The organism is Nitritalea sp. (assembly GCF_054166705.1).
The window spans coordinates 40,512-48,215 of the sequence record NZ_JBSZCV010000022.1 but is presented as its reverse complement, the minus strand read 5'-3'; the positions used below and the strand labels follow the sequence as shown (position 1 = coordinate 48,215).

6 protein-coding genes are annotated in these 7,704 nt (G+C 50.1%); 4 read left to right on the top strand and 2 right to left on the bottom strand.

Features of this window, described 5'->3' with window-relative positions:
• Positions 1–540: 540 nt before the first annotated feature.
• Both rseP and ACXIT9_RS14400 read right to left on the bottom strand, forming a co-directional pair.
• Entirely contained in the window at positions 541–1,860 is a 1,320-nt protein-coding gene (rseP, locus tag ACXIT9_RS14405) for an RIP metalloprotease RseP (RefSeq protein WP_458056947.1), read from the bottom strand.
• 1 nt (position 1,861) lies between these two features.
• Positions 1,862–3,034 (bottom strand): 1-deoxy-D-xylulose-5-phosphate reductoisomerase, encoded by a 1,173-nt coding sequence (locus ACXIT9_RS14400; protein ID WP_458056946.1) that lies wholly within the window; start codon positions 3,032–3,034, stop codon positions 1,862–1,864.
• 151 nt (positions 3,035–3,185) lie between these two features.
• Between ACXIT9_RS14400 and ACXIT9_RS14395 the strand changes: the two genes are divergently transcribed.
• From ACXIT9_RS14395 to ACXIT9_RS14380, 4 genes are all read left to right on the top strand, one after another.
• The gene (locus ACXIT9_RS14395; protein WP_458056945.1) at positions 3,186–4,664 is read left to right on the top strand and encodes a S1C family serine protease; all 1,479 of its coding nucleotides are present in this window, start codon (positions 3,186–3,188) and stop codon (positions 4,662–4,664) included.
• Between the two features lie 197 nt (positions 4,665–4,861).
• Complete coding sequence (locus ACXIT9_RS14390) at positions 4,862–5,272, top strand: nucleotidyltransferase substrate binding protein (protein WP_458056944.1); 411 nt, start codon at positions 4,862–4,864, stop codon at positions 5,270–5,272.
• A 54-nt stretch (positions 5,273–5,326) separates the two neighbouring features.
• Positions 5,327–6,043, top strand: coding sequence for an ABC transporter ATP-binding protein (locus ACXIT9_RS14385; RefSeq protein WP_458056943.1), 717 nt, complete (start codon positions 5,327–5,329; stop codon positions 6,041–6,043).
• Complete coding sequence (locus ACXIT9_RS14380; RefSeq protein ID WP_458056942.1) at positions 6,036–7,685, top strand: putative ABC exporter domain-containing protein; 1,650 nt, start codon at positions 6,036–6,038, stop codon at positions 7,683–7,685. The genes ACXIT9_RS14385 and ACXIT9_RS14380 overlap by 8 nt, the downstream gene beginning before the upstream one ends.
• Positions 7,686–7,704: the final 19 nt, after the last annotated feature.

Sequence of the window (7,704 nt, the reverse complement as noted above, 5' to 3'; positions counted from 1 at the left end):
TGAAAAATGAAAAAATAATTTTCAGTTTCGGCTGCTGGTAAAAAGTGGCTTGAAAGGTTATTCTACCGTGTATCGCTACACTCCTAAAACTACCCGCAAGCGCTTCTATCCGCCTTTTTCTTGCCTGTCAAGGCGCCGTTTCTTTCAACCGCTTCCCCCGTTTGGGATTGCAAAGGTGACACTTTTTTCCCGTTTTGCAAGGGCTCAGCCCAAAGAAATTCCCAGCCGCGATTCAAGTAACTGAAAACAAAGGAGAAAAGTTTCCGGAAATAGTTTACCCCTCTCCCCAAGCCGCATCTTACAGTGATGCTGCAGCAGGGTGGGCAACAAACTTTCTGATGCCCCAGGACAAAAGCCCGCTGGCACCAGCCCTCACACTCGCTAAAGAAAAGATATGGGAGATGTATTTTTCCTCAGCTTACAGCTCCTTTACAATTCAGTGCCTACACTATCGCATAGATTATCCTCAAAGACAAAGCCTAAAAAAAACCCGGCAGTCTTTCTGTCGGGCTTTTTTCACACACTTCAAACGGGAAACTATCAGCCTCCCGTAAAGATCTTCAAAATATCATTTCCTATCGCAAACACCATAATAGCCAACAGCAGGACCATCCCCACTTTCTGTGCATTCTCTAAGAAAGCATCAGAAGGCGCACGACCAGAAATCATTTCGTAGAGCAAAAACATCACATGCCCTCCATCTAAGGCCGGAATCGGAAGCAAGTTCATAAAAGCTAGAATCATCGATATCAATCCGGTGATACTCCAAAACTTCACCCAATCCCATTGATTGCCATAAATTTTAGCCATCCCGATCGGCCCACTTACATTTTTCGTAGACACTTCCCCCGTAAACATCTTGCCAAGGGCCCTTGCATTAATGATAACCACGCTAAAGGCTCGCTCTGTCCCTTTCGCCACCGACTCCCCGATGCCATACTTGCGACGCACAGGGTCTATAAGTGGATTAATCGCGATCCCAATCATCCCCTCCTCAGAAACTTGAGCTGTCTTTTCCATTTTTTCCGCTCCGCGCAAAATGGAAAAAGTAGCTTCCTCACCCTTTATAGTGGCCAGTTTTTCTTGTAATTCATTAAAATAAGCAATCTCGCGCCCATTAACAGCTACGATACGATCCCCTTCCTGCAGCCCCATCTCATCCGCTGCACTGCCCGGCTGCGTTTGGCTCACTTCGAAAGGATAGCGGATGTTAATAAAATTGGCCATCGCCTCTTCATTCGAGAAGCGATTAATAAAACCTCGGGGTATGTCGATACGCATCGTCTCCCCATTACGCTCTACTGTGTAGAATCCACCACTACTTAAAAGCGCTCCGCCGGAGCTCAGCTCATTTACACTCTCGTAGGGCAGGCCATTGATATCCAACACCCGATCCCCATCTTGAAAACCGATTTCTTGGCCGATTTCATACGCTACGATTCCATGCTCCAGCACCTGGTCGCGAGAAAAATACGTCTCTCCATTTTGGTACACCAGTACCACAAAGATCACGATCCCCGTCACCACATTTACGATGATGCCTCCCAGCATCACGATCAAGCGCTGCCAGGCCGGCTTGGCTCGAAATTCATATTCCTTAGGCTCCGAGGCAAGTTGCTCCGTATCCATCGACTCATCGACCATGCCTGAGATTTTCACAAAACCTCCCAGCGGCACCGCCCCGATCGAATACTCCGTCTCCCCCCACTGAAAACCAAAAAGCTTCGGAGGGAAGCCGATAGAAAATTTCTCCACGCGCATGCCAAACATTTTAGCAGTGAGCAAATGTCCCAGCTCATGCAGCCCCACTAAGATGGAGAGCCCCAAGAGCAGCTGCGCGACCATTATTAATGTATCCATACTACTTGTTTACTAATTTTTGAATTAATTCTGTGCTCACCGCACGTGCCTCTTCATCTGAGGCGATCAACTGCTCCAAACTGGCATGAGCCTGATAAGGTACCCGCGCCAAACAGTCCTCAATCACGTCAGACATCGCCAGAAAACCAATCTTTTCCTTCAGAAAAGCCTCTACTACCACCTCGTTTGCTGCATTTAACACGCAGGGTGCATTCCCCCCCTGCTCTAAAGCCCAAAAGGCCAATTTTAAGTTCCGAAAGGTCTCTAAATCCGGCTGCTCGAAAGTTAATGCAGGATAATTTAAGAAATTAAAGCGCGGAAATGTAGCCTGTAAGCGATCCGGATAGCTGAGTGCAAACTGAATCGGCACACGCATATCCGGGAGTCCCATCTGTGCCTTCATCGAGCTATCCTCAAACTGAACGATAGAATGAATGATCGACTGCGGATGCACGATCACCTCGATCTGCTCGGCGGCTAAACCAAAGAGCCACTTCGCTTCGATCACCTCCAAGCCCTTATTCATCATCGACGCAGAATCGATGGTTATCTTAGCCCCCATTTCCCAGTTGGGATGCTTCAGCGCCTGCGCTCGCGTAACGGTCTCCAGCTGCGCCCGCCCCATCCCGCGAAAAGGACCCCCCGAAGCCGTGAGGATAATTTTTTCTATCGGATTATGAAATTCTCCTACCAGACACTGAAAAATAGCCGAGTGCTCTGAGTCCACCGGCAAAATCGGCACACGATGTTGCTCCGCTAGCGCCGTCACCAGCTCTCCAGCGACCACTAGCGTCTCCTTATTGGCCAGCGCGATCGGTTTCCCCGCGCGTATAGCATGCAGCGTCGGCTGTAGACCCGCATAACCAACCAGCGCCGTAAGCACCACATCGATCTGCTCCATCTGCACCACCTCGCAAAGCGCCTTTTCTCCGGTATACACTTTGATCGGCAGATCCGCCAGCGCCTCCTGCACCTGCGCGTAGAGGGCCTCCTCCCCGATCACCACCACATTGGGCAGAAAAGTCCGCGCCTGCTGAATCAGCAGCTCCGCATTTCGATGTGCCGTCAGCACCTCCGCTTTAAATAATTCCGGATGTGCAGCGATCACTTCTAAGGTCTGTGTTCCGATACTCCCCGTGGCGCCTAAGAGGGCGATATGCTTGATTTTTGACATGAGTAAAATTAAAACGGTTTATCCCGTTATCGGCAAAATTACACGGTATACCGGACTTTCATGCGGAATTTTAGATTTTTTAAGCATTTATCCCTTTCTCCTGAAACCTGTTGGCCGTATTTTCGCTTCGTAACGATAAGATCTTTACGCTATGAAAAACTCAATCCAGTTCCTCTTGTTCTCGTCCGTAGCCTTTTTTGCAGGGATCATGGGCGCTTTTTTCTATGACACCTACCTCCGAAAGGATGTATACACTGGGCCTGTCGGCCAAAAGGAACGCAACTGGGCAGATGCCAGCTCCTATCAGACATTTTGGGAAGAGGAGACTTTGGCGCCAGCCTCAGCACCCAAAGCCGCCCCGGCCGCGGCGCCCATATCCTTCGTGGAAGCCTCCGAGCGCAGCAAGTCCTCCGTGGTCTTCATCAAAAACTTCTCCGGAACCGACTCCCGACGCTACAGCATCTTCGACTACTTCTTCGGAAATGGCCCCACACAGCGCGTCAGCACCGGCTCTGGTGTCATCATGAGCGAAGACGGATACATCATCACGAACAATCACGTGATCGAAAGGGCCGAAACCATCGAGGTGGTGCATGAGAAGCGTACCTACCCGGCGAAACTCATCGGCACCGATAAAAATACCGACATCGCCGTCCTAAAAATCGAGGCCACCGACCTGCCCGCCATCCCAAAAGGTAGCTCGCGCGACTTGAAAATCGGCGAGTGGGTATTGGCCGTAGGCAACCCCTTTAACCTGACCTCCACTGTCACCGCAGGCATCGTCTCGGCAAAGGAACGCCAGATTAATATCCTGGGCGGTGAATTTCCTTTAGAGTCCTTTATTCAAACCGATGCCCCGATTAATCCCGGAAACTCAGGGGGTGCACTGGTCAACAGCCAAGGCGAACTCGTCGGCATTAATACCGCCATCCTCTCGCGAACTGGCAGCTATACCGGATATGGATTCGCCGTCCCCGTGGATATCGCCACGAAAATCGCAAATGACCTGATCGAGTTTGGAGAGGTGCAGAAGGCCCTTCCCGGTGTGGATGTGGTGGAAATTACGCCCGAACTGGCTGAAGATATGCGCCTAAACACGCTGGACGGAGTCATCGTCACCCATGTGCTCCGAAATGGCGCAGCAGAGAAGGCCGGCATACAAAAAGATGATGTGATCCTTTCCATCGACGGCGTACGTATCGGTGGAAAAGGCAGCTTCGAAGAGCAGCTCTCCTATTTCTACCCCGGAGATCAGGTCATGGTGCGCTTCCTGCGCAAAGGGGAAGCGAAGGAGGTACGCCTCCAGCTGCAAAATCTGGAAGGAGGTACGGGCGTCATCCAGCGGGCATATTACAGTAGCGCTCTCCTCGGCGCGCGCTTAGAAGCTGTAAATGCCATCGAAAGAGATCGTCTAAATGTAGACTATGGCGTGAAAATCAGCAGCATGACGCGTGGATACCTGCGCGACTTGGGTTTAAATAATGGTTTTGTACTGACACGTATTAACGATCAACCCGCCAGCAACCCGAAAGAGGTGGGCAAGTTCCTCGAGGAGTACAGCGGACGCCTACGACTAGAAGGTGTCACGGCAAACGGGCAGCGCTTTCTGCAGTCCTATACCATTCGCTAGCCCTCCTCCCGCGAAGCCTCATGAGGCGCGATTGTGCAGAAAATCCCTACTGAAACGAAGTAGCCAGGAGACCCGCTTCCCAAAAGGCATGAACCTTTCCCGTTCATGCCTTTTGCGTTTCTAAAATTCCCCTCAGCGCGGATAACCCTATGAAAAGCTTTTGCGTAAAGAGACCTATAACGTACGATTTGCTGTCTATGAAAACAACTACAAAACATACCCTCGACGAGTACTTCCTCGCTTTTATCGGACACCTGCAAGAGCTGGAAGAACTGGTACGGGAGGATGAGAAAGGAAACCTCAAGCAGCCTTCAGATCTGGTGGTTTGCTTCGAGGAAACCCATGAAGCAGCATTAGCCTGCATGAGCCGCTACTACCTCGCGCAGGGACGCGGCTTATTTTCTGGCAGCAGAGATCTTACTGTGGAGGCCTTCCACGATGATCTCATCGACGATGGGCAGGGCTGGCTCGACATGGTCATCAGCAGAATCAAAGCCACAGCTATCTACCCCGAAGATGTGCAGGAAGAACTCCGCGGAAAGATCCGAAAGAAATACCTCAAGCTACTTCAAAATTTCGAAAGAAAAATGAAAAATCTACTTGATTAAATGCGCTTTTCTATGCTATTTTGGGCTATTCCTAAAAATTTTTCTATTGAAATCATGCTAGAAGTAAAAGGTTTAGTCAAACGCTTTCAAAAGCAGCTCGCCGTAGATCAGCTCGACGCTCGCTTAGAGGGTGGAGAGGTGGTGGGCCTACTCGGCCCCAATGGAGCTGGGAAAAGTACGACGATCAAGTGTATCGTCGGCCTCCTTCGAAAGGATGCGGGCGAAATCTTAATCGGAGGCCATGATCACCTTTCTCTGGAGGCGAAAAGGCTTTTTGCCTATATCCCCGAAACACCTAATGTATACGATCTGCTCACCATCGACGATCACTTGAAATTTATCGCCCAAGCCTACAGCCTTCAAGATTGGCAGGGTTATGCCGATGAACTCCTTGAAGCCTATGACCTGCTCGACAAGCGTGACAAACTAGGCCGTGATCTCTCCAAGGGCATGCGCCAAAAAGTATCGATCTGCTGCGCACTTCTGCATGATCCCCAGGTACTTTTCTTCGATGAACCGATGATCGGACTTGACCCGAAGGCCATCCGCCAGACGAAACTTATTTTCAAGCAGCTTAAAGAAAAAGGCAAAACCATTCTTGTCAGTACCCACTTGATCGACTCGGTAGAGCATATCGCCGATCGCGTCATGATCATGAAAGCAGGCAAAGTGGTGCATAACGACACTGTGGCCAGCCTCCGTGAACAGTATTCCGGTGATGCTCTTTCCTCCTTAGAAGACCTCTTTTTAGAATTGACCAAAGATGCGTGAGTTAATCCTTTTATTAAAAAAAGATCTATGGGTATTGAAAAACAACATCCTCCTGATCCTAAAAAACCCTTTACGCCTGCTGCCTTATAGCTTTTTTGTGCTTTACTTATTTTTCCTGCTAAACATGGGTAAAAAAAGTAATGCCGATAAGTCAAAAGACGAAATTCTAGAAATGCAGGAGGAGTTTCGCAATGCAGGCCTCTCCGCTAAATTAGACGACTTTTCCATTTACGGCCTACTGACTTTTCTCGCCCTGGTGCTTGTCATCTGGCAATGCTATGCCGCCACCAAGAAAAATGTCAGCTTTTTTAAAATGGCCGATGTCAACTTCCTCTTTGTGGCGCCCACGCGCCCACCCCAGCTCCTGATCTATTATATGATCCGTTCCCTGATCCCTACCCTAGGGATCGCGGCCTTATTTACGGTCTACAGCTCAGGTCAGCTCATCGGCATGCTGGACCTCGGCGCTCTCGATGTCCTCCATATTTTAATCGGTGTAACGCTTCTTATTTTCATCCTTTCCCCCATTAAGTTCCTCATTTATACGCTGAATACCCGCTATCAGCGCCCGGACCGGATCCGACAGGTGCTCTGGGGCGTGATCTTACTCCTCGCACTAGCGGTAGGCATCCCCGGACTGCTGGCGGAAACCTTTTATATCGGTATGTTTAGCTGGCTGGGCTCTCCTTACTTTGAATTTTTCCCCTTTATCGGTTGGAGCCGAGGACTGATCAGCTACCTGTTCGAACAGAACCTTTGGCGCAGCGCCGCCTTCCTGGCCGTCTACACCCTCTCCTTCATCGGGCTGGTGCGTCTGGTGATTCACTTCGCGGGGGACTACTACGAAGACGTGCTGGAAACCACGAAAGCGAATGAAGAGACGCAGGAAAAAGTGAAGACGCGGCAGGCGCAAAGTGAAAGCGCTGGGGCCTTGGCGGCCAAAAAAAAGGTCGATGTGCCCCTTTTTGGGACCGGGGCGCAAGCGATCTACTGGCGAAACTATGTGGGCAATATCCGTACCGACTACCACCCCTACTTCGGCCTGTATAGCTTCGGCATCGTGGCCATCAGCTGGATCATCGCCCTGGGAAGTCGCTTTCTAGATTGGGATCACCAGATCCTGTATTTCTATATTTTCGCGATTTACGCCATTTATGGCCTTGGGGGACTGGGAAAAACCAATGTCGGGGACCTGAAAAAACATTATTTCTACCTGATGCCCGCCACCTGGAATGCGAAAATGTGGAATTTACTGAAAATAGATGTGTTGCAGTGCTTGCTCGTGGGTGGCTTGATGGCTGTCGGCGCAGTGTTTATCGCTGACCTTAGCTTCTTTCTGCTGCTTTACGTGCCGCTCGCCATGGTCGCGCTCTACCTTTCTGTTCTGAGTATCAGCTTAATCACACAGATCGGCGTCAAAGAAAGTTGGGACAGAAAATTCATCAAGTCAGGAATCACGCTGGCCCTGTTTTCCTTCGGCCTCATGCCTGCCTTTGGAATCGCCTTTTTTCTCTATATCATCTCGAATCAGGCAGTTTACGGCTTCCTGGGAATGGGGGTATGGCTTTGTATGGTGGCACTAATTTTACTAAATGCGGCCAGCGAAATGATCGAAAAGCGGGAACTACATGAAGTAGGGTAGACTCATTCCCGCTTTTCCA